This window comes from Niameybacter sp. (assembly GCF_036655075.1).
Lineage (GTDB): Bacteria > Bacillota > Clostridia > Lachnospirales > Cellulosilyticaceae > Holtiella.
This window is the reverse complement of record NZ_JAVVQU010000023.1, coordinates 1-22,753: the sequence shown is the minus strand read 5'-3', so window position 1 is coordinate 22,753 and position 22,753 is coordinate 1. Positions and strand designations below refer to the sequence as shown.

Below are 22,753 nucleotides of genomic sequence, written 5' to 3'. Positions count from 1 at the left end.
TCCCCTTAACCTAATCTTACACGAGCTTTAATATAAGGGCCACCTGTTGAAACTTTCACCCATTCTTTGTACCCCTTACCGCAAGCACCTGTACCTGTTAGTACCAGATCAGAAGAAACCATGGAAATAGACTTTAATAAGTCAGGTACATAACCTGTCAGTACAACAGGAGAATAGATTTTACCCGTTAGCCTCCCATTTCTTATCTCTCTTGCAATGCTTACCATGCATTGAATCCCCCAGTTTTTAGGATCTTCCATACCACTTGCACTCGCATCAATTAAGTACCCTTCTTCAATAGAAGCAATCATATCTCCTAAAGTGGATGTTCCAGGCTTAAAGTACGTATTGGTCATACGGGAATAGGCCTTTCTTTCAAAGCTTTCACGGCGTCCATTTCCTGTAGGCCTAGTTCCTAGCTTCATGGCTGTAAGTTGGTCACTGATACCTTGTTTTAAAATACCCTTTTCAATAATCACCACATCTTGTGCCAATGTCCCCTCATCATCGAAGAAATAGGAGCCTGCATCTTCTTCTCCTACTGCCCCATCATGCATAGTGACAAGTGGAGATGCCACATATTCTCCAATATAGTCTTTGGCAAGGGCACGGTCTTTCACAAACATATCCATCTCTACACCATGTCCAAAGGCCTCATGAGCAATAAGTCCCGCTACATCTGGTGCACAAATGACATCGTAAGTGCCCGGTATCATCTTTTCACTTTGCAAAAGCTCACAAGCCACTTGTGCTACTTCTTCTACAAACTCACCCATCTCTTCAATCAATTCACTTCCACAGGCACCAGAGAACCCTTTGTAGTGATAATTGTTTTTATCACCTTCAGCTACTACACACATTAAGGCCCCTGTTGACCACATAAAGCTTTGTTCTAAATCTTTGTGCTTAGACAAGAAGCATTTACTCGTTTCTAAGTACTCAAAATCTCCTCTAAAATCTACAATACGTGTATCTTGACTTTTTCCCTTTTCATGTAGTGCAGTGAGGATTTGTACAATCTTTTCATCTCCCAATGCTTTAGGATGTTGTCTTACTTCTTTTGACTTTGAAAACGTACAACTTTCTTCTTTTAACTGAGCATAGGCACTATATCCTACTGTGTCTGCTACACATTCTGGCAACTTAACCAATTGAGTAATTTGTGCTACAATCTCATCGACTTTGGTAGCATCAATTTCATTGAAGGCATACTCGCTATAGGTCTTGCCATTATAAACTTTTACGACAAACCCTCGCTCATCAAACATACCATTGCCTATGTTTGTCCCTGCACGTGATATACGGTAACTCTTTCCACTTGCATCTGTTCCTAAAATAGAGACATACGTATATACCTCTAGTAATTGATTTAAAAGAGATTTGAGATAAGGCTTTGCCTGTTTTAAATAAGTACTCATTTCTATTTGCATAACTTCACCTTCCTTTTAAATATGATTTCATCCTCTCTATTTTATTATGTAAAAATTCTAAATTCAACAGAATGTTTTTCAAATAAATGATTAAGTTTTTATAAGCATAGTTATTTTCTCCTTATGATATGCTATACTAAAATATATTTCATTCAGATAAAGCTAGGAGGTACTTTATGAAATGTTCTAACTTTCAGGTACAAATAGGTGGAAAAGAAGTTCACGGCATCTTCGGTATTCTACTTGCTATCCTCATTGCCGTTCCCATTTTGGCACTTGTAGGCGTACTTTTAGCAGGGATATTCTCTGTTGTAGGTGTTGTGGTTGGTTTAGCCGTAACGCTTGCAGTAGTTGTTGCAGGTATTGCCGTCATCATTGCCGTATTGTCACTACTTCTTCCAAAAAGTTGGAGAGAAAAATTAGGCATTCATTTTATTTTTGGTAAGGAGCGTAACCGCCCTACCAAATCTAAAACTACACAAGACGGGCATCCTATTGTAGATGTAGACTTCGAAGAAGACAAAGATAAAAACTAGAATGTATGCTGCTTTAAGGGTAAAAAAACACATCCATTTCTTCTTACAAAGGAAATGGATGTGTTTTTCATTCTAATTTATCTCATTTAATAAGCAATTTCACAACAGATTTTTAGCTAATGCTTTCTTCTGTATTATATGAAAATCTAAAATAAGACGCACAAAAAGCTAACTTAAGTTGTCCCCCCTTGTAAAACATAGACAAACTTAAATTAGCTTCTTATGTAGGTGACCATTAGCCCCTATTAAGCATTCTTTCTATCAACATCAAACTTATCTTAAAGTATAGGCTTAATAACTTACCAGGTGCAGCAGTCCATCATCAGCGTCCTATGCGTAAGATCCTTAAAACAATCTTATCTGCAAGAGCCAAATCAGGCACCCGACACTTATGGATGTCTAAGTCCTTACTTTCAGGTTTTGCTTGTATGCTGGTGAAAATATAGCTTATGCATTTGAAATGCTATAAGTAAAGGATAAATTTTCCTAGAATTTATTAACCTTTAACTTATAAACATTGGAGAATTGTTAAACAATTACTTCCATACTTTTATTATATAAATGTATGATGGACAAGTCAATATACTTTTCTGAAAACAAAACAATTATTTGTAGTTTTCTTTTGTCCTAACGTACTTCGTCTTCAGTTCTCTAAGTGTGCCGATCCCCCCAAAGACCTACTTCTTCTAAAAGTACTTTGCTATCCATTGAATTTTGATATAACCCTTTAATGTTTCTACTTGGCTTTTCTTATAAGTAAAATATAGCTCCCCTACTTGAATCATCACCTTATCCCCTCTTCTTCTACCTCTCATACTTTAAATCCTCTTTTCAGAAACGCTTGTTCAGCAACTTGAATAATCCCCTCTCGCATTTCCTCTTTAAGTATCTGCATAAAAATCCCCTGTTCATTTTTCTTCAGTATAGGCTTATTCTATACTAAGGTCAATGAAAGGGGGCGATTAAAAATCAAAACTTATCGTCTGTTCATTATTCACGTATTAGCTCATTTTTATTTTTCTTCAGTCTCTCTTATAATGCTTACTTTTAAATCAATCCAAAGTATCTATCCATACTCTCTTTACAAATAGCAATCATCTCATCTATGATGTGGTTAATCAAATCTGGCTACTATCTCATAATAATATATGCCATATACGCTACATAACTGGCTACTAATATGCCACCCTCAACACGACTAATGCGTTTACTCAATGAGAAGATGTACGTTACAAATGTAATCACTACCATGATAAACATATCTGTAAAGATTGCACCGCTCAGTTCAATTGGGTTAATGATAGCAGATACTCCTAAAATAAGGAATACATTGAAAATACATGATCCAATAACATTTCCTAATGCAATATCGCTTTCACCTTTTCTAGCTGCAACAATAGAAGTTACAAGCTCTGGAAGAGAAGTTCCTACTGCAATGATTGTAAGGCCTACAAGTGTTTCGCTCATACCCCATGCAAGTGCAATGTTTGTGGCACTATCAACTACCACATCTCCACCCCATACAATCCCTGCAATCCCACCTATAGAAAAGACAATACTTTTCCAAAGTGGCATGCCTTCAATTTCCTCGTCTTCACCACTGGCTCTTGCTTGTAGTGCTACTTCAATTAAATAGTACATAAAAATACCAAAGAAGATGAGCAGCATAAGTCCATCTGTACGAGATAACATATTCACTTGTCCACTACCAAGTACAGTATCTATAGCCATAATAAATAAGGCTATCCCTGCAAGAATAGTAAATGGAAACTCTTTGATTAAAATAGATTTTTTAACCGCAAGTGGGCAAAGGATGGCAGATACCCCAATAACCATTAAAATATTGAAAATGTTAGAACCTACTACATTTCCTACAGCAATACCATTTTGTCCTTTCATTGCTGATGTAATACTTACTGCAAGCTCAGGTGCACTTGTTCCAAATGCTACAATTGTTAAACCGATAATGAGTGCTGGTACTTTTAATGTTTTTGCAATAGAAGAAGCACCTTCTACAAAGAAATCTGCCCCTTTAATTAAAAGTACAAAACCTAATAATAAGAAAATATAATCCATATGTTTAATCCCTCCTGTTTATCTTTGAAGTAAAGGTCCACATAAAAAAACCTTCAGAATAAAAAGGTAGCACAAAGCTCACTCTTATTCTGAAGGTCTTGCTTCAAGATGTATCTTGTTAATTAACCGAGTGCCCTATTGACACTGTCATGACGACTAATTATCACTAAAAAGTGTAGCTACTCCCCTTCAAAGGTGTATAAAGTTGTCTACAGGTTATTATAGCATACTTTCTTGATTGCGCAATATCTTAGGTTTTAAATTTACATTTTATTATTTGAGTCCAATAGCTTGTGCAACATCTTCTAGCATGAGCTCTGTAGAGGTGAATCCACCACCTGATAAATACCATGGTTCTGGGTTGAGGTAAACAATTCTACCATTTTGGTAAGCCTTTGTTTTTTTCACTAACTCATTTTCAATAATTTCTTTAGCAGGTGTTGCATCTCCCATAATCGCACCTCTATCTAATACAAATAGGAACTCTGGATTTTGCTCTAAAATATATTCGAAAGAAACAGTTTGTCCATGTGTCGCTTCTTCTAATGTTGTATCTACATTAGTAAACCCTAAATCGTTAAGAAGTGAAAAACGTGAGTTATTGCCATAAGCGTTAACTGAGCCATCGTTGACAAGAGTAATAAGAGCCTGTGCCTCTACAGACTTAACTGCATCTTTAACTTGATTGATTGCTTCTTCCACACCTTCAAGTCTAACTTGAACTGCTTCGTTGACCCCAAAGATTTCACCTAAAAGTGTCATATTGTATTTAAAGGAGTTAATGTACTGTGTATTATCTATTGCCAGGGAAATAGTTGGCGCAATTTCACTTAATTTATCATATAAGCCCGCTTGTCTTCCACCTATAACAATAAGGTCTGGTTGTACACCATAAATTTTTTCTAAGTCAGGTTCTTTTACAGACCCTACATTTACGATACTTTCTTGGTTAAACCCTTCAAGATAAGAAGTCAAACTATCTTTTGGGACTGCTACTACTACCTCTTGAAGTTCTAGTTCTTGTAATGCATCTAAAACACCTAGTTCAAATACAACAACCTTCTTAGGTTCTTTAGGCACAACTGTCTCACCTAATTCATGTTTGACACTTAAAGTCGTCACTTCTTGTGCCCTATCCGTTGCTGTTTCCCCTTTCCCTTTTACTGCCATAAACCCTACTATTAAAAGGAGGACAATCCCTCCAACTATCATTCCTACTTTTTTATTCATTTTTTTCATCCTCTTTCTTTTTTATATTGGTTTAGTCTAAATCTAATATTTCTAATGACTTACTAAACCTCCTATTTTGTTAATAATACACGCAAATATTTTGTCCTTTTAACTGATGGATATCAAATTCCATCTCATAGATTTCTTCTAATACATGCTTTTGTATAATCTCTTCTGTTTTGCCTGCTGCCGCTACGTGCCCCTTTTTAAAGGCTACAATGTAATCAGAGTAACAAGAAGCAAAATTTATATCATGCATGACGATGATAACAGTCTTACCTAGCTCATGTGCTAACCTACGAATCACCTGCATCATCTTCACAGAATGGTGCATATCTAAGTTGTTGAGTGGTTCATCTAATAGCACATATTCTGTATCTTGTGCAATGACCATAGCTATGTAAGCACGTTGTCTTTGTCCACCACTTAGTTCATCTAAATATTTATCTTCTAGATCTGTAAGCTCCATATAGCGAATAGCCTCATCAATATGTTTTTGGTCTTCCGCTGTAAGTCTTCCTGCTGAGTGTGGAAATCGTCCAAAGCTTACTAATTCACGAATAGTTAATTTCAAATAGTGATGATTCGATTGCTTAAGTATGGCAAGCTTCTTAGCTAACTCATTACTTTTATAACTTTCAAGCACTACACCATCTAGGATAACCTCACCACTGTCTCTTTCTACTAATCTTGTCACCATACCAAGTACTGTACTTTTTCCCGCCCCATTAGGCCCTATAAAAGAAGTTACTTGTCCTTTTGGAATAGAGATAGACACATCTTCTATTACTGTTTGCTTGCCATATCTTTTAATTAAGTTTTTGATTTTCATATTTGTTTACTCTCCTTTAATAAAAGGTAGATAAAGTAAAGTCCACCGATTAAATTGACAACTACACTTAAAGTTGTTGTAAATCCTAGTACTTGCTCCACAATGAGCTGTCCATACAACAAGGTAATCCCACCTAGTAACACAGATGCTATGATTAAATAGGTATGTTTATAGGTTTTAAAAAGCTGTCTGGCTACATTCACCACAAGTAATCCTAAAAAGGTGATCGGTCCAATAAGTGCTGTAGAAATAGAGATGAGAATTGTAACCACTACAATAAGCTTTTTCACAACACGGTCATAATCCACGCCTAAGTTGATGGCTTGCTCTCTACCTAAGGTCATAACATCTAGTAACTTTAAGTCATCCCATACGAATGGAATCAAAAGAAGCATCAGGATCGTTGCCATGGCTAGAATTGGTGTATGAATATTGTTAAAGCTAGCAAAAAGGTTGTTTTGCAAAGCCAGATATTCATTAGGGTCAATCACCCTTTGCATAAAAGAGGAAAGACTGCCAAAAAGTGTTCCAAAAATCATTCCTACTAAAAGCAAGAACATAACATCCCCTTTACCTCTTTCAAAAAGTACTTTGTACAATCCTACAGAGGCTATTATCATGACACCTAGTGCAATGATAAAGTTATATTGTTTATTCACAATCAGTGGACTTGTTGCACCTAATATAAAAACTATAAAAGTTTGTACAAGTACATAAAGGGCATCTAACCCAAGCACACTGGGTGTTAAAATGTGGTTATTCGTAATAGTTTGAAAGACAACAGTTGCACTCCCTATACAAAAAGCACTTAGGAGCATGGCCAATATTTTAGGTATACGATTTTTCATCGCATAGTCAAAATATGTCCATTCTACACCTACAAAGAGGAATAATACGATACCTATTGCAAGAAATATGCCTAATACACTGAGTTTACGTTTAGCTTGCATAGTTTTTCCTCCTTAAAATTAAAACTAAAAAGATAATACTTCCTACTACACCTACTGTAAGTCCTATAGATATTTCATAAGGGAAAATGACAATTCTTCCTACTATATCACATACTAATAAGAAAACTGCTCCTATTAATCCCGTATCTATAAGCGTCCCTTTAATACGATCTCCTTTATAAAGTGAGACAATATTAGGTACAATAAGCCCTACAAAAGGTATACTTCCTACTGTGATCACTACACTAGCCGTTACAAGTGCAACGACACCCAGTCCCATATAGAGGATGCGATTATAGTTCATCCCAAGGTTTGTCGCAAAATCTTCGCCCATTCCTGCAATATTAAAGTGATTTGCATAGATAAAAGCCACTATAACAAGAGGGATACATATATATAACATTTCATAATTCCCCTTTAAAATCATGGAGAAATCGCCTTGCATCCAAGCACTCACATTTTGCATAATGTCATATTTATAAGCAATAAAAGTAGTTACAGAACCTATAATATTCCCAAACATAATCCCTACAAGTGGTACAAAGACTACATTTTTAAAAGTAATTTTACGAATAATAACCATAAAAGCAACGGTTCCGGTTAAAGCAAATATAAAGGCCATACTCGTTTTAAAGACCATTGTAGCACCTGGTATCATAACCATTGCAATAACAATTCCAAGTTGTGCGGCATCTATGGTTGCACCTGTTGTAGGTGATACAAATTTATTTTGACTGAGCTGTTGCATGATAAGACCACTAATACTCATACCTACTCCTGCCATAATCAAGCTCACAAGACGAGGTACACGACTAATGATCAATACATCTGTTGTCAAACCACTTGCACCAATTAAAAGTGATGTCAGTGATAATAAAATCATAAGTATAATTAATAGAAAGCGTTTCATAATCTAGTTCCATCTCTTTCGTTATTGATAACTCTTTTCACTTAAAAAGTATACACTCAGATGATAATTATTGTCAATAACTTTTTGATTTTAATTATCATTTACTCTTAACTTGCAATTCTATTTTAGATTTTGTATGCTATAAATTAATTCATTGACTTATGAGAAATCCTTTTATTAATCGAGGTGTACTATGAAGCATTATTTAATTGGAGACGTTGCCAAACTCCTCCCTATTAGCAAAGATACTTTACGCTATTATGACAAATTAGGTATTGTTAGTCCTAAAAAATCTACACAAAACAACTATCGTTACTATACAAGAGAAGACCTTTTGGCACTCTCTTATGTCCTTATTTTACGTGACTTAGAACTCTCTTTAGAAGAAATCAAAGGGCTTATTTGTAATAATTCATTAGAAGGTTTTCATCTCCTTCTTGATCGCCAAGAACAAGTCATTAATGCAAAACTTACTAAGTTGCAACGTTTAAAGAAAAATCTGTGCTTTTTTAAAGATGATATCTTAAAAGTTCAAAATCACTTTAGAAAAATAGATTGTATTATGAGTCCTCCCTTTGTGTACAAAACACTTTCTTCAGAATTTGATCCTAATTACACCGATATTATGACTGAGATGGAGGAAACCCCTTATGTGAGCGCACCTGTTTTCTCAGCACTTCTATCTCAAGATACTTTCTTTGCCAAAAATCAATTTGATTTATTAGTGATTAGTGGCCTTACTGACGAACAAATGGTCTCGCTTCACCCAAAAACTTATGGCTACTTTAAACCAACTCTGTGTTTACGTACTATTTTGATTATTGGTGAAACCATTTCCGAAGAGGACTTCCAACTTATAAATAACTATCTTACAAAATACGAACTTACTCTTAATGGGGATATCCTTGCTCGCTGTATTGCCTTTGAGCATTGCAACGAAACACCTATTGAGTACTATGAGTTATTTATTCCTATTAAAAATTAGCAAAAAATGCTTGACCTTAGAGTGGGTTTAAGGTTTATGCTAGTTAGATACGACATTTTTTATCAAAGGGGGTTATCAGATGGATCATACTTTAGAACTTGGAACCGCGCGCATTGGGAAACTCTTCTTGAAATATTCTATTCCTAGTGTTATTGCCATGCTTTTCTTCTCTATTTATATTGTTATGGATGGTATATTTGTAGGACAAGCTGTGGGACCTAGTGCCCTAGCTGCTATTAACATTGCTATGCCATTTTTTAGTATTGCTATGGCCATTAGTATCATGGTATCTGCAGGTGCTAATACCATCGTAGCTATTGAAATTGGGCAAGGCAAAACTGAAGAAGCTTCCAAGACCTTTAGTTTAGCTTTCTATACTTTAATGGCTTTATCTATTACTGTTTCAGTCATTACAATTATCTTTTTAGAACCTATTTGTAGAGCCTTAGGTGCTACAGATGATTTAATGCCTATGGTCAAAGAATACTTAGTCATTCTTTGTATTTTTGTGCCTGTCTTTACAGGTGGAGGCTTACTTGCTAATGGTATTCGTAATATGGGTAAACCTAATTACTCTATGTTTTGTAATGTCATTGGGTCTGTTTTAAATATTTTCTTTGACTATGTATTTGTCATTGTATGGGGTATGGGTGTATTTGGTGCTGCACTTGCTTCTGGACTCGCCTTTATGGTGTCTTTTTTTGTGGCCTTTTTCCCTTACTTCAAGAAGAGTAATATTTTGCACTTTACGCGATGCCAAATAGATTTTAAGAAAATAGGGCGATTCTTCTATAATGGGTCTTCTGAGGCCTTAACTGAAGTGGCAGTGGCTTTTTCTACTTATCTTTTTAACATTGTGCTTTTGGCTAAAATGGGTGAAGTAGGTGTTTCAGCTTTCTCCATTATTTCTTATGTGACTTCATTAGTTGTAGCCTTGCTCCTTGGTATTGCTACAGGTATTGCACCTATTACAGGGTATAACTATGGGGCAAAAAACAGTGACCGTATTATTGAACTGAATCGCCTAGCGTTTAAGGTTATGTTGATGATTGGTATCGTCTGCACAGGGGGACTCTTCCTCTTTGGAAAGCCACTTATCCTGCTATTTGCACCAAATGATCCTGAGCTTATTGAGATGACTGTATGGGCCACTAAGCTTTATGGCTTAGCCTTCCTCATCAACGGCATTAACATTTTAGGTTCAGCTTACTTTACAGCGCTTGAAGATGCCAAAACTTCTGCACTTATCTCCTTCCTTCGTGGAATGGCATTCATTATAGTTGGTATTGTTTTCTTACCTTCTATTCTAGGTGATGCAGGCATCTGGCTGACTGTCTTCTTTAGTGAAGCTGTTACCTTAATCTATACTTTATATCTCTTTAGACGCTCATTTAAAAAGTTGCAAACTGAAGAGTCTTAAACTTAATTGCGTATCAAAATCAAAAAATCTCTCATAAGGCTTTCACAGAGCCACTTATGAGAGATTTTTAAGTTTACTTGGACGTTTTTTTGAATAAACACGTCCTTTCCCTAGTACAACTTGACGTTAGTGTGTATAATATGACTTAGTAAAAACTTTGAAACTAGGAGTACACACAACAATGGAAAATACATTTCAGGCTTTAGGACTTTCTGAGTCTTTAGTAGAAGGCCTTTCAAAACAAAATATTACATCACCTATGCCCATTCAAACTTTGGTTTTACCTATGGCCTTAGAAGGCAAAGACCTTATTGCACAGGCACATACAGGAAGCGGAAAGACACTTGCCTTCCTACTTCCTCTCTTTGAGAAGATTAATCCCAACTTAAGACAAACACAGGCCCTTATTTTAGCGCCTACTCATGAACTCGTTATGCAAATTCAAGAGCAAATTAGACTCCTTAACGAAGGTTCTAACGCAGGTGTGACAAGTCTTACTGTTATGGGTGGCATGAACATTGGCAAACAAGTTGAAAAGCTTAAAAAAAATAAGCCTCACATTCTTGTGGGTTCAACAGGTCGTGTGCTAGACCTTATTAAACAAAAAAAGGTAACTGCCCATACCATTAAAACTATCGTTTTAGATGAAGCAGATAACCTATTAGACAAAAACCAAAGTCATCCTGTTAAAGATATAATTAAAGCAGTGATGAAAGATACACAAATTATGCTCTTTTCAGCGACAATCAATCCTTTCACTTTATCTGCTGCTAAAGAATTTATGAAAGAGCCTGAAATGCTCAATGCTTGTAATGAAACGATTTTAAATCCAAACATTACTCATTTTTATGCATTAACAGAGTTCCGCAAAAAGTTTGAGACCTTACGCAAGCTTATTAATGGTCAAAATCCAACTAAATCTTTAGTCTTCCTCAACAACAACCATGAAGTTGAAGTCGCTGTAGACAAACTTACCTTCCACGGCAAGCGTGTTGGTGGCCTTTACGGAGCTCAAACAAAAGAACAACGCAAACAAACTTTAGACCAATTTAGAAGTGGCAAATTAGAAGTGCTTGTTTCTTCTGACCTTTCTGCTCGTGGTCTAGATATTCAAGATATTACTCACGTATTCAGCATGGACTTACCACCAAGTGCCCACGATTACCTTCACCGTGCTGGACGTTGTGCAAGAGGAAACAACAAAGGAACTTCTGTTTCTATCTTAACACCAAAAGATTTATCTACAGTTAAAGAATATGAGAAAAAACTTGGCATTCATATTCAAGAGATTTAAATAAGAAAAGGTCAGCCTATACATCTTACGATGTTTAGGCTGACCTTTTCTAACATTTTAGCATCTATACTACTCCCTTTTTCTTATACCGTTATCTGTCTACTTATGATTAGTCAAAAAACTAATTTTGCGTTTAGTTCTATTTTTCGGAAAACCTTTCATACTATATAGGGACTATAGCACGACTTCTCATGATGCCTACTCGGTCCTTTCTTTTGACTTATTCTTATTATAAACCAACTTTACTTTGACAGGCTATTCACACCCTCTTATAGGGATCTTTTCTATCTTAAATTTAATTTATCTTGAAGGAGATGTCTTATGGAGCCCTCAAATATTTTTGTATGCCTAATGGGCATGGGTACTGTATTTATTAGTTTAATTTGCATTATTCTTCTTTGCCAACTGATGAGCTTCCTGTGTCAAAAACTGGAGCACACCAAGAGTAGTTCACCCCCTATTTTACCCACTGCTGTTGCACCTGACTCTATCCCTAATCGCCAAGAATTTGTTGCAGCTGTCTCCTGTGCCATTGCAGAGGACTTAGGTGAAGCGGTTTCAGGTATTCGCATTCTTTCCATTAAAAAATTATAAGAAAGAGGTCAAATCATGAAAAAGTACAAAGTTAATGTAAATGGAACGGACTATGAAATCATTATCGAACTTCTAGATGACAGCACCCCTTCTGCAATGCCAGTGGCATCTACGCCTATCACTTCTGCTTCTCCCCCTATACCCCCTCAACCTTTACCTACAACTAATACCTCTATCCTTAACATTACAAGTCCTATGCCTGGTACCCTCTTAGTTATCAACTGTGCTGTAGGTAGTACTGTTAAGAAAGGCGATACTTTAATGGTTCTTGAAGCTATGAAAATGGAAAATGAAATTCTTGCCCCTAAAGATGGAAAAGTTATAGCTATTCTCGCGACAAAGGGATTAACAGTAGAATCTGGCACCCTCCTTTGCCAAATTCAATGAGAGTTAAAATTAAAAGGAGGTACATAGTATGGAAACCCTTATCAACTTTCTAGAGCAAACTGGATTTCATCTTCTTGTGGAAGACCCTAAAATACTGATTATGCTAGGTATTGCTTGCTTCTTGGCTTATTTAGCTATTGTAAAAGGCTTTGAACCCCTTCTACTCTTGCCCATTGCTTTTGGTATGTTATTGACTAATTTACCCGGTGCCGAGATGTTCCACGAAGCTCTCTTTGCCGATGGCTTTGTCCATTGGGATTTGTTTGGTGGTCAGTCTGGGCTTACACCAGGTCTTGTAGACTTTCTTTATCTCGGTGTCAAATTAGGTATTTATCCTTGTCTTATTTTCTTAGGAGTAGGTGCTATGACTGACTTTGGCCCATTAATTGCTAATCCTAAAAGTTTGCTCTTAGGCGCTGCTGCTCAACTCGGTATTTTCTTAACCTTTGTAGGCGCAAAGTATTTAGGTTTTACAGCTGCTGAAGCGAGTTCTATTGGTATTATTGGCGGTGCTGATGGTCCTACTGCTATATTTGTAACGACTAAACTTGCACCTCACTTACTTGGACCTATTGCAGTAGCTGCTTACTCCTACATGGCACTTGTGCCTGTTATCCAGCCTCCTATTATGAAACTTTTAACGACTAAGAAAGAACGCCAAATTGAAATGCGTGAACTCCGTAAAGTCTCTAAAATGGAAAAAATCGTTTTTCCTTTTGTTGTAACTATTTTTATTGCTCTTTTAGTGCCTTCTGCTACACCTTTAGTCGGTACTTTAATGCTTGGAAACTTGTTTAGAGAGTGCGGTGTTGTAGAGCGTTTAAGCAAAACGGCCCAAAATGGTTTGATTAATGTGGTGACTATTTTCCTCGGGGTATCTGTGGGTGCAACGGCAACAGCTTCTACCTTCTTAAGTCTTTCTACACTCAAAATACTCGTTATGGGTGTAACTGCCTTTGCTATTGGTACTGCTGGTGGTGTGCTACTGGCTAAACTGATGAATCTGTTTCTTAAGAATAAGATTAATCCACTTATTGGTTCTGCTGGTGTCTCTGCTGTACCTATGGCAGCTCGTGTTTCACAGGTTGTGGGGCAAAAAGAAAATCCAGGTAACTTCTTGTTGATGCATGCTATGGGTCCTAATGTAGCAGGTGTCATTGGTTCTGCTATTGCTGCAGGTGTCTTACTTGCACTCTTTGGTTAAAAGGAGGCGTTAAATGATGAAAAAAACAGTTTATATTACGGATACTATTTTAAGAGATGCTCATCAATCTCAAGCTGCTACACGTATGCGCACAGAAGATATGCTCCCTGCTTGCAAAGTATTAGATGAGATAGGCTACTGGTCACTTGAATGCTGGGGAGGTGCAACCTTTGATGCCTGCATGCGCTTTTTAAACGAAGACCCATGGGAGCGGCTGCGTACCCTTAAGTCACATATGCCTAACACAAAACTTCAAATGCTTTTGCGGGGTCAAAATATATTAGGTTATAAACATTATGCCGATGATGTAGTAGATGCTTTTTGTAAGAAATCTATTGAAAATGGGATTGATGTGGTCCGTATTTTTGATGCTTTAAATGATGTGCGTAATATGGAAATGGCTATGAAATGTGTCAAAGAGTATGGTGGTATTTGCGAAGCAGCCATCAGCTATACCACAAGTCCCTTTCATAATGAAGATTACTTTGTTCAATTAGCTGTAGAATTGGAGAAAAAAGGTGCCGATGTACTCTGTATTAAAGATATGGCGAACCTTCTTCTTCCTTTTGAAGCCTATAACCTTATAAGACGTCTCAAAGAAAATTTATCTATTCCTATTCATCTCCATACTCATAATACGACTGGCACAGGGGATATGACCTATCTCCTAGCCATTCAAGCTGGCGTAGATATTGTAGACTGTGCCCTCTCCCCTCTGGCAAATGGGACTTCTCAGCCTGCTACAGAATCTTTAGTTGCAACCCTTAAAGGCACAGACTATGATACATGCCTTTCACTTGAAAAACTTACGGAGGCAGCCCGCCACTTTCGAGGTGTTGCTGCAAAGCTTAAATCAGAAGGTTTCTTAGACCCTAAAGTATTGTCTGTAGATACCAATACTTTACTCTATCAAGTGCCAGGTGGAATGCTCTCCAATTTAATTTCTCAACTCAAAGACGCAAAAGCCGAAGACAAATATTATCAAGTTTTAGAAGAAATCCCTCGTGTTAGACAGGATTTTGGCTACCCACCACTTGTGACACCGACCAGTCAAATTGTTGGCTCTCAAGCAGTTCTCAATGTACTTTCTGGCGAACGCTACAAGATTTTCACCAAAGAATCTAAAGGACTCCTTCGTGGTGAGTATGGCAAAGTACCCGCTCCCATCAATGCTGATGTAAGAAATAAAGCCATTGGTAATGACCCTCTCATTACTTGTCGCCCAGCTGATCTACTCCAGCCTGAACTTGAACACTACCGACAAGAAGCAGGTGCTCTCGCTCACTCTGAAGAAGACGTATTAAGCTATGCTCTCTTCCCAAAAGTGGCCCAAACTTTCTTCCAAGTAAGAGATGCCCCTCCCCTGCAACCTACTCCCGAAGTCCCCTCCGTTTCCAAAGTGCGCACCCTCTACGTCCAGGATTTATCCCTGTAATACCACTTATCCCCCCTCGAGATAGCCCACTCCCCTAGTACTCCTGCCCCATTCCTATCTGTAAGGTACAGAAAACGGTGGCAGCCAATCCATACACGCTCTTCCCTCCACAACGTCAAGAGGGGCACTACGCTTACGTAGTGCCCCTCTTTTATATTATACTATTTCATCTCTATTCCTATTGGGCAGTGGTCAGATCCCATTACCTCATGATAAATGGTCGCTGCTTCAATCTGAGCCTCAAAGCGTTTAGAGATTAAGAAATAATCAATACGCCATCCTACATTTTTCTCTCTGGCCTTAAAACGATAAGACCACCAAGTGTAGGCCCCCTCTTGAGTTGGGTTAAAGTAACGATAAGTATCTGTAAATCCACTTTCTAGAAGCTCTGTAAACTTTCCTCGTTCTTCATCTGAGAATCCCGCTGAGCCTTTATTGGTCTTAGGATTTTTAAGGTCTATCTCTTGATGGGCTACATTTAAGTCCCCACAGATTATAACCGGTTTCTTTTCATCCAATGCCACAAGATGCGCTCTAAAAGCATCTTCCCATCTCATACGAAACTCAATTCTTGCTAGCTCTGACTGAGCATTAGGTGTATACACTGTAACAAAGTAGAAACTTTCAAACTCTAGTGTAATCACTCTTCCCTCTGTATCTAGTTCAGGGATGTCTAACCCTAGTGTCACACTTATTGGCTTCTCTTTTGTCAAAATAGCAGTTCCTGAATAGCCTTTTTTCTCGGCATAGTTAAAATATTGGTGATAACCTGGTAAGTCTAACTCTAATTGACCAGCCTGCATCTTCGTTTCTTGCAGACAAAAAATGTCTGCGTCTACCTCATTAAAAAATTCCATAAAGTTCTTTTGCACAATGGCTCTTAGTCCATTAACGTTCCATGAAACACATTTCATTTGTTATCCTCCTGTCCGTTCTATCATTTATCTCGTCAATTTATTCTTACCTTCTTTGCGTAGAATCATTACAAGACTGAATACAACCTCTTTCATTATATCATTAACCATCTTTTGACTAAAATCCTTTTTATATTCTTCATGTCCTTCATCTTTTTTATTTTTTTCATCTAATGTTTTATATAATTATGCACAATTTAGTTTTTTATTGATAACTTATCCTCTATATTAAGCACAGCTGTGGATGCTTCCATAAAAAAAGACTGTCTCCAAAACACTTGGTGACAGTCTTCTTATTATCCTTGTAAAAAAGGTTGTAATACTTTTTCTACTTTTGGCATACAAAATTGTACAATAGGGCCAATCAGCAAAATACAGATGATTGTTCCAACACCTACTATGCCACCGAAAAAAATCCCCACGATAGTCAATAAACCATCACATACCATACGTACTTTGCCATAAGGTTTGTTGAGCTTTTCCATAAACATAAAGTACATTAAGTCATTAGGTGGTATACCTAAATCTGCACATTTAAGTATCGGGAATCCTATTCCAATAATGCCACATGCCACCATAAACAGTACAATACGTACAATAGAGCCATAACTGTGTAATTGTAATGGCGCTATAAGCAAAAGATTGATATCAATGGCAAACCCTACAAAAATCATACATAAAAAGGTCCCTATTTTAATACTCTTACGATTAAAAATAAATAAGATGCCAAGAAAGAGGCAGGCTATCAATCTATTCGCCCAACCTGGTGTAATATGTAAGGCTGTCGCAATGCCTTGTGTAAATAAGGTGAAAGGGTCTGACCCCAAATTCAGTTCTAGAAGCATGGCTACTCCCAGATGTAGTACAAAAAGTCCCCCAAAAAATACAATTAATTTCTTCACTCTGTTTTCTCCTTCTAGATGAATGTAAGTGCTTCACTCAATACTTTGCCAATCGGTTCATGAATGACCAAATGGGCTTGATGGTCATACGGTGTCGTACTTTTATTGATTAAAATAAGATGCTTACCTTTAAAATAATGAATTAAGCTTGCAGCTGGTTGAACAACCAAAGAAGTCCCACCTATAATTAAAGTATCTGCTTCCATAATAGCACGAATAGCACCTGTAATTATCCCATCATCTAAGCCTTCTTCATAGAGTACCACATCGGGCTTTATAATCCCACTACATACACTGCATATTGGTACACCTTTTTGGCTCATCACAGCTTCTAGGTTATAAAAAGCATGACACTTTGTACAATAGTTACGGTGTACAGAGCCGTGTAGCTCGTAAACCTCCTTACTTCCTGCTAACTGATGTAATCCATCAATATTTTGTGTAATGACTGCCTTCAATTTACCCATTTTTTCTAAAGTAGCAAGAGCTAAATGAGCCTTGTTTGGCTTGGCATCTTGATAAATCATTTTTTCTTTATAAAAAGCATAGAAATCTTCTGGATGCCTTTTATAAAAACTATAAGAAAGCATGGTTTCTGGTGGATAACCCTTCCCACTTGCAGTTTTATAGAGGCCATTTTCTGAACGAAAATCTGGAATATTGCTTTCTGTTGATACACCCGCACCTCCAAAAAACACTATGTTTTGACTAGATTTAAGTATTTGACTAAGTTGTTCTATTTCTTTATCCATGTAACCACCTTTAGATTTATTATTTGTACTGCATTAACTTAATAAGAGTTCATAAAGCTTAAACCAGACTAACTCTGGTATACCTAGTCCAAGGTCTACTATTCCCACTTCCTGATAGCCACACTTTTCATAAAGTACCTGAGCTGGCGTATTCCTAATGGCAACATCTAGTCGAATGGCTTTGATCCCTTGCTCAGCACTATACAGCTTTGCAAAGTTTAAGAGACTTGTAGCAATCCCTCTTCCACCATAGCTTGGATGAATAGCTAACGTATGTACGACTAATACCTCTTCTTCCTTTAACACTTTACGCCAACGACCTTCCTCATAAGCCTCTGCTTGATCATGGTTTAAAATCATTGTTCCTACTATCTTGCCCTCCATACGCAACACAAACAATTCCTGATTCTGGATACCCACTTGTGCTGTTTCTTGGGTAGGGTAAACCCCTTTGAGCCATCCTGCATGGTTGGTATGAGTAGCAAGATAGTCGTTGAGCTCATCGTATAAGTTACTGATTTCTTCTACATCTTGCCATGTGGCACGTTCAATTTGCTTCATTATATGTATCCTCTTATTTCTGTATTCTTTCCCTATTGTAACCATTTTTATATTGTTTTTCAACTTTTCTTATGCTAATATAGGATTTCTCTCTTCTCCCTCCTATTTACAGCACCTTGCCATATGCTATAATAAAACTAACGTATTGGGGGTGTTTTTATGAATGTCAATAGTCCATTCAGCTTCAAAGCACTTTGCTCCTTGCAAAGACTACAAAACGAAGTCAGCTATGTTTTGTTTGGAGCCTAATTTATCTTAAGTTAGCTGAGAAGCCTTATATGTTTTAGGCGCTGTAACACTTAGCTTTTTGTATTCTTTGCTATAACCCATTTATAAAAATATGGAGGAGTAAAGAAATGAAATATAGGAAAGCACATGACGTGTTACCAGATGAAATAATTGAAATTATACAAGAATATATAGATGGGCAGTATCTCTATATTCCTAGAAAGGCTGAAAATCACAAGGCATGGGGTGAAGCAAGTGGCACCAAATGTAACCTAAAAGTGAGAAATAGTGAAATCTATCAAAGGCACTTGATGGGAATAACTGTAGATAAACTTGCTCAAATGTACTACTTATCCGAACAGAGTATCCGCAGAATACTTACACAAGAAAAGCAGTGCTGCTCATAGTTGTTACAGAACTATTTATTAGATTGCACCGCTTTAAAAAGTCATGCTATCATTGACTCAGATAATCTAATGAAAGTAACTAGAATAGATGATAACGCAAAAGATGATTCCTATTACTTTCAATTTAAGTAATAGGAATCATCTTTTTATCGCTTAGACTACTAAAACAATAAAAATATGAGAAATGGGGTGCATCATCTAATGGACACTTTTATCAAAAAAGAACATTATAACTTTATTAAAAAATGTTTATCTGACCTCAACACTACTTTCAAATGTTGTACTGACAAAAATATAGTAGAAACCTGTAAGCTTTCTACCCGCGATCAAATCTTCAATCTTTTTGAAGCACTTACCGAAGAGCAAATAACCCTTATCGATATCAACACACTTCAAACCGCTCTAGATATTGATAGCTATACCAAAAAATTAGATGGCTATGTATATGGTATGGCTCCTATCACCAATGCTCAGATTAGTAAACTCTTTAAAAAGGAACATAAAATCAAAATGCCTGATTCAGATGCTCAAGATACCCCTCATGTGTATCTCAGTTGGATAGATGAATCTATTCGCAAACTTTTTATTGTTTACCCTATAAATGACAAACTTGTAGGCATGGCCTGTAGACTTCCCAACTCTAATTCTAAAAACAAACATATATGCACCCTTTGCCACTATGTAGGTGATGAGACAGAAGTAGCTTGTGTTTCCCCTGTTTGCAAAGCTACTAGCTCTGATGCAGGTGCCTATCGATCTATCAGTTTTGATGTATGTTTAGATAGCAAAAAGTGTAACGACCGTATTACTTCTGCTGAAAAACTTGAAAATCTGTTAAAAGATGTGTGTCAAATTAAATAAGTTTCATATCTTTTAACTGTTATCAAAATTCTAGTACGCATAGAATCATCCCTATAACTTTATAATAATCATGACGCTAAACCAATCCTCAGCTGTAATAAAAATAATAATCGTGGTTTGATTGGTCTGCCTTAGTATCTTTGCCACATCTATCCCTGTGAGTTGTTTCATTTGGATATCTAACACTGAGGCTGTGACATTGAAGGTCTTACGTCCTCACTTTAATCATCCTATGTTAGGTGGCGACGCCTTCTTCTTAAGTATCCCAGAAACAGCTGAAACCCAAGTAATTGTATCGCTTTTTATATGCTTTCCTCTACTCAATCGATGATGCTTTATATTCAGTTATTTCAGCATTTTTTTAGCATCTTGCTCCTTATAATATGCCTCTAACACTGCAGCATTCTCCATTATACGCTGCTCTAAATCCTCTTCATAAATATCACTGTATAAGAACTCCTGAATCCTAACTGCCTCACCATTAGGATTGGGCTTTTCATCTTCTTCTCGGTATTGTTCAAGTACAAAATCTATAGCATAAAAAGGAACTTGTTCTCTGTCTAAGATATTTTTTATATCTAATAAAATTTCAGATGCTCTTTTTACACTCACTTCCTTATCTCCTACATATAGGACAATATGTCCTGCTGTTTTTCCAAGCTCAGCTATGTCATAGTCCCTATCTAATTCTAAGTCTTCCATAATCAATCCATAGTTAGGATAATGTAGCTCGTCTGTCTCTATTTCTTCTGTCGTCATCCTCCCCCTAAGCTTCCCATAGTCAATATCACTTTCATAAGGAAAGTCATCACTTCCAAATACAGCCTCTACTCTGGATCGATAGCCTTCATCAATTCTACTATACGTATTCCATCGACCTATCACACTGTTTCCATAATCATCCTGTTCTATCTTTCCAAGTGGTGATACCTGCACTGAAAAATGTGTATCTATACTTGTGGGTGATTGAATCCTGACATAGTAATTAGAACCCTTAAAGTTATAAAAGGTTTCCTCTCTTTCTAACCCCATATTCGGGTACTGTGCTTCTATATATTTTTCTGTATTATAAGTCGCCAAAGCCTTTGACACAGGATTTCCCATAAACCCATTGGCAAACCATAATAAACCGCCGATTACAATAACTGCTGTTCCACCTGCTAGAACTTTCATCCCTTTTTTCATCTATTTTTTCTCCCTTTTTAAATCCATATAAATTAACTCTATAATGTATTGAATTAATCTATTTTTAAACCAAAGTCAAACTGTAAATAATCTGGAAGTGTATTCTCCATGGGTATATCAAACAACAACGTACCTTTCACATTTTCTGTAAGCCTTGGGTTTGTTAATTTACCTGTTCCTACAAAAGTAAATGGTAAGACCATTCCATTTTCACTTTCTACTTTACGGATAAATAAATAGGCTTTTTTACTCTGAATTAATTGCTGTTGTTCTATCTGGGTGAGCCCAGCTTGGCATTCCCATTGGAAAAGATTATCTTGCAAAAATTTATCTTTATAATCTAGATGTTCACTAATGCTAGCATCCTTTTTGATAGAAGCAAAGATGTAGACAATATAATCATACACATACGTTCCTTTTTGATTAAGTTTTGGATTTTTGCAAAGTTTTAATTGCACTTGATCTTTACGATAACTAGACCATAACTTAAAATCCTGCCCATCACCATACTCTATCTCATAACGTGCTAGTCCGTATGTAACTAAATCCATCACCCATTCATCAAATTGATCATCCCGCTTTACATGTAACACTACTCTATTCATTTCACACCTTACATACCCTGCCTCTTGCATAAATTTTAATGCATGTGCAAATTGCATGTCCTGGAATGCTTTGTTCTCGCATCTAAGTTTCTTTTTAATATCTTCTAAATTAGTTGTTTCCTTGAAAATACACTGCATGATTTGATACTCATATATTCGAACAAGTGGTAACATCTCAGATAAGTAGTTCAAAAATGCTATTTGCGTATCTGAAAAAAGAGGCAATCCTTGCTCTTCAATTTTACTTAAGAAGTTGTAGTATGAATAATTCTTTCTACCACCCATCTTAATATTGATAAACCTCAAAATATCTGGTGCACAGTCATTATTTAAATAATCCATATGACTAGGTGCATGCTCAGCATTAATGTATGACTTAAAATTAAAGTAATCCTGTTTCAAGTATTTTAGACTATTGAAGTTCTCATCTTGGATATATCTTATAATCTCCTCTTTACTTAAGTCATCAATATTGACTTCAACACCATACTGTGTAAGTCCTAGTGCCTCAAAATTATTGTTTACAAGAGAAACCATAAGTCTTTTTTCTACTACAAAGTTTTCTGCTAAACTACTTAAAGCAAATGCAATCTGAACACTCCTTTTATAGCTATTACCTATAAAGTCTAGCACTGCTACATATTGCTTATCACTGTACTTTCTTAAGCCACGTCCTAGTTGTTGAATAAAAATCGTCGAAGATTCTGTCGGACGTAAAAATAGCACCATGTTTACGCCTGGTATATCCACCCCTTCATTCAAAATATCTACTGTAAATAGAATTTCTAAATCAGATGTATCGCTTTGCAAATCATTGTATGCTCGAATACGTTCACCAATACTATTCTTTCCAGTAAGATAGGCTGTATGATACTGGTCTTGTAGCCCCTCACACATCATTCGAGCATGGGTTATATTTCTACAAAATGCTAAAGCTTTAAGCTTCCCTTGAGGACGATGCTTCTCTATTTGCATACTGATAAAATCACAATGATTTTCATCGGCTAACTGAGCAATCATCTTTCTCTCTTCATTTTTACTTAGTCCATATTCAA

23 protein-coding genes are annotated in these 22,753 nt (G+C 36.6%); 10 read left to right on the top strand and 13 right to left on the bottom strand.

Annotated elements, in window-relative coordinates:
* Positions 1-5 precede the first annotated feature (5 nt).
* Positions 6-1,430, bottom strand: a complete 1,425-nt coding sequence (locus RRY75_RS07965) for a TldD/PmbA family protein (protein WP_332491053.1) — start codon at positions 1,428-1,430, stop codon at positions 6-8.
* A 176-nt stretch (positions 1,431-1,606) separates the two neighbouring features.
* On the opposite strand from RRY75_RS07965, the gene RRY75_RS07960 reads away from it, so the two are divergent.
* Positions 1,607-1,966 (top strand): hypothetical protein, encoded by a 360-nt coding sequence (locus RRY75_RS07960; RefSeq protein WP_332527726.1) that lies wholly within the window; start codon positions 1,607-1,609, stop codon positions 1,964-1,966.
* Positions 1,967-2,652: 686 nt separating this feature from the next.
* On the opposite strand, the gene RRY75_RS07955 is transcribed toward RRY75_RS07960, so the two are convergent.
* The 6 genes from RRY75_RS07955 to RRY75_RS07930 form a co-directional block, all read right to left on the bottom strand.
* Positions 2,653-2,781, bottom strand: coding sequence for a hypothetical protein (locus RRY75_RS07955; RefSeq protein WP_332491057.1), 129 nt, complete (start codon positions 2,779-2,781; stop codon positions 2,653-2,655).
* 316 nt (positions 2,782-3,097) lie between these two features.
* Positions 3,098-4,042 carry a calcium/sodium antiporter gene (locus RRY75_RS07950; RefSeq protein ID WP_332491059.1) on the bottom strand — a complete coding sequence of 315 codons (945 nt, stop codon included), beginning with the start codon at positions 4,040-4,042 and terminating at the stop codon, positions 3,098-3,100.
* A 273-nt stretch (positions 4,043-4,315) separates the two neighbouring features.
* On the bottom strand, positions 4,316-5,272 hold the full coding sequence (locus tag RRY75_RS07945; protein WP_332491061.1) for a siderophore ABC transporter substrate-binding protein: 957 nt from the start codon (positions 5,270-5,272) through the stop codon (positions 4,316-4,318).
* A gap of 79 nt (positions 5,273-5,351) precedes the next feature.
* Positions 5,352-6,104 (bottom strand): iron ABC transporter ATP-binding protein, encoded by a 753-nt coding sequence (locus RRY75_RS07940; RefSeq protein WP_332491063.1) that lies wholly within the window; start codon positions 6,102-6,104, stop codon positions 5,352-5,354.
* On the bottom strand, positions 6,101-7,054 hold the full coding sequence (locus tag RRY75_RS07935) for an iron chelate uptake ABC transporter family permease subunit (protein WP_332491064.1): 954 nt from the start codon (positions 7,052-7,054) through the stop codon (positions 6,101-6,103). Before RRY75_RS07935 ends, RRY75_RS07940 begins: the two co-directional genes overlap by 4 nt.
* Positions 7,044-7,964, bottom strand: a complete 921-nt coding sequence (locus RRY75_RS07930) for an ABC transporter permease (RefSeq protein WP_332491067.1) — start codon at positions 7,962-7,964, stop codon at positions 7,044-7,046. Before RRY75_RS07930 ends, RRY75_RS07935 begins: the two co-directional genes overlap by 11 nt.
* 193 nt (positions 7,965-8,157) lie before the next feature.
* Between RRY75_RS07930 and RRY75_RS07925 the strand changes: the two genes are divergently transcribed.
* From RRY75_RS07925 to RRY75_RS07895, 7 genes are all read left to right on the top strand, one after another.
* The gene (locus tag RRY75_RS07925) at positions 8,158-8,949 is read left to right on the top strand and encodes a MerR family transcriptional regulator (RefSeq protein WP_332491069.1); all 792 of its coding nucleotides are present in this window, start codon (positions 8,158-8,160) and stop codon (positions 8,947-8,949) included.
* 79 nt (positions 8,950-9,028) lie between these two features.
* A complete protein-coding gene (locus RRY75_RS07920) occupies positions 9,029-10,369 on the top strand; it encodes an MATE family efflux transporter (protein ID WP_332491071.1) in 1,341 nt (446 codons plus the stop codon).
* Between the two features lie 181 nt (positions 10,370-10,550).
* Positions 10,551-11,663: a DEAD/DEAH box helicase gene (locus RRY75_RS07915; RefSeq protein WP_332528194.1), complete on the top strand. Its 1,113-nt coding sequence runs from the start codon at positions 10,551-10,553 to the stop codon at positions 11,661-11,663.
* Between the two features lie 321 nt (positions 11,664-11,984).
* Positions 11,985-12,257: an OadG family protein gene (locus tag RRY75_RS07910; RefSeq protein WP_332491075.1), complete on the top strand. Its 273-nt coding sequence runs from the start codon at positions 11,985-11,987 to the stop codon at positions 12,255-12,257.
* Between the two features lie 15 nt (positions 12,258-12,272).
* Positions 12,273-12,644, top strand: coding sequence for a biotin/lipoyl-containing protein (locus RRY75_RS07905; protein WP_332491077.1), 372 nt, complete (start codon positions 12,273-12,275; stop codon positions 12,642-12,644).
* Positions 12,645-12,672: 28 nt separating this feature from the next.
* Complete coding sequence (locus RRY75_RS07900; RefSeq protein ID WP_332491079.1) at positions 12,673-13,848, top strand: sodium ion-translocating decarboxylase subunit beta; 1,176 nt, start codon at positions 12,673-12,675, stop codon at positions 13,846-13,848.
* Between the two features lie 13 nt (positions 13,849-13,861).
* Entirely contained in the window at positions 13,862-15,283 is a 1,422-nt protein-coding gene (locus tag RRY75_RS07895; RefSeq protein ID WP_332527729.1) for a pyruvate carboxylase subunit B, read from the top strand.
* A gap of 161 nt (positions 15,284-15,444) precedes the next feature.
* Here RRY75_RS07895 and RRY75_RS07890 read toward each other — a convergent pair whose 3' ends face one another.
* The 4 genes from RRY75_RS07890 to RRY75_RS07875 all read right to left on the bottom strand — a co-directional run bounded on the left by RRY75_RS07890 (position 15,445) and on the right by RRY75_RS07875 (position 18,412).
* Positions 15,445-16,197: an exodeoxyribonuclease III gene (locus RRY75_RS07890; RefSeq protein WP_332491083.1), complete on the bottom strand. Its 753-nt coding sequence runs from the start codon at positions 16,195-16,197 to the stop codon at positions 15,445-15,447.
* A 296-nt stretch (positions 16,198-16,493) separates the two neighbouring features.
* On the bottom strand, positions 16,494-17,099 hold the full coding sequence (locus tag RRY75_RS07885) for a YczE/YyaS/YitT family protein (RefSeq protein ID WP_332527730.1): 606 nt from the start codon (positions 17,097-17,099) through the stop codon (positions 16,494-16,496).
* 14 nt (positions 17,100-17,113) lie between these two features.
* On the bottom strand, positions 17,114-17,851 hold the full coding sequence (locus tag RRY75_RS07880) for an NAD-dependent protein deacylase (protein WP_332528192.1): 738 nt from the start codon (positions 17,849-17,851) through the stop codon (positions 17,114-17,116).
* 33 nt (positions 17,852-17,884) lie between these two features.
* Positions 17,885-18,412 (bottom strand): GNAT family N-acetyltransferase, encoded by a 528-nt coding sequence (locus RRY75_RS07875; protein ID WP_332527732.1) that lies wholly within the window; start codon positions 18,410-18,412, stop codon positions 17,885-17,887.
* Between the two features lie 356 nt (positions 18,413-18,768).
* Between RRY75_RS07875 and RRY75_RS07870 the strand changes: the two genes are divergently transcribed.
* Both RRY75_RS07870 and RRY75_RS07865 read left to right on the top strand, forming a co-directional pair.
* The gene (locus RRY75_RS07870; RefSeq protein WP_332491091.1) at positions 18,769-19,047 is read left to right on the top strand and encodes a CD3324 family protein; all 279 of its coding nucleotides are present in this window, start codon (positions 18,769-18,771) and stop codon (positions 19,045-19,047) included.
* 201 nt (positions 19,048-19,248) lie between these two features.
* Positions 19,249-19,908 (top strand): FusB/FusC family EF-G-binding protein, encoded by a 660-nt coding sequence (locus tag RRY75_RS07865; RefSeq protein ID WP_332491093.1) that lies wholly within the window; start codon positions 19,249-19,251, stop codon positions 19,906-19,908.
* 345 nt (positions 19,909-20,253) lie between these two features.
* Here the strand turns inward: RRY75_RS07865 and RRY75_RS07860 are convergent, their stop codons facing one another.
* Positions 20,254-21,093: a YfjL-like protein gene (locus RRY75_RS07860; RefSeq protein ID WP_332491095.1), complete on the bottom strand. Its 840-nt coding sequence runs from the start codon at positions 21,091-21,093 to the stop codon at positions 20,254-20,256.
* A gap of 53 nt (positions 21,094-21,146) precedes the next feature.
* Positions 21,147-22,753: DUF3427 domain-containing protein (locus RRY75_RS07855; RefSeq protein ID WP_332716266.1), on the bottom strand; the 1,607-nt coding region annotated here is incomplete at its 5' end.